2 protein-coding genes are annotated in these 704 nt (G+C 58.4%); both read right to left on the bottom strand.

All coding sequences use genetic code 11. From position 1 onward, the window contains the following. A partial coding sequence (locus XCSCFBP4642_RS26035; RefSeq protein WP_152527178.1) for a cysteine peptidase family C39 domain-containing protein occupies positions 1-186 on the bottom strand: 186 nt, incomplete at its 3' end. Positions 187-512: 326 nt separating this feature from the next. Then, positions 513-704: hypothetical protein (locus tag XCSCFBP4642_RS29755; protein WP_033897810.1), on the bottom strand; the 192-nt coding region annotated here is incomplete at its 5' end.

Genomic DNA, 704 nt, shown 5'->3' with positions numbered 1-704 from the left:
CAGCAGCAGTGTGGTCTCGTCGAATGGCTCGCCCCCACGACCGAACCCATGCGCCAGCTGCACCGCGTCTGCGGCAACGCCATGAAATTGCGCCGGCAGGACCAACCCCTGCAGCCCCAGATCCGGCCGGTCATGCACCGACGAGCCGCCCTCGACCAACGAGAGCGACGCACTTCCCCCTGACATAAAGCGATCCTTGCTGAGCCGGCGGGCTCAAATGACGGAATAGAATCCAAGGTTGTTAAGAACCTGTCAACCGCCGTGTTCCCTGCTTTGCGCATAGATCCTGAATCGCTATGACTGCCTGCATGTCAACACCTGATACGGGGGCTCTGGCATCAACGAAGTTATGACCGTTGTGTCGGGCTGCCCCCTTCACCAGGATGTTCGTGCTGCCCAACCGTGTACTCGCCCGCCTCACTGCACTGGAAATCATCACGGAAGGCCCAGCGGTTCGCCTGAGCTACACGAATCCGAGAGCTTCACTATCCGCTTTGAGGGTGGTCAGTTCCTTACCCGGAACTGTTGAACACCGATGCTTGGGTAAACTCCAGTAACGCAATGCCGGTATTACGACCCAAGGTCAACTGAGAAATCCTGATTATGCTAAGGATGGTCTGATCAACGCAGCCGGAAACGAAACACGCCACATCCGCCGCGCTGAGGGCGCTCAACCCCCCCGGTTTTTTGCCGTTTTCGGCACG

It is taken from the genome of Xanthomonas cassavae CFBP 4642, from assembly GCF_000454545.1.
Classification (GTDB): domain Bacteria; phylum Pseudomonadota; class Gammaproteobacteria; order Xanthomonadales; family Xanthomonadaceae; genus Xanthomonas; species Xanthomonas cassavae.
Note: the sequence above shows the minus strand (reverse complement) of the source record. Positions and strands in the feature narration are given on the sequence as shown.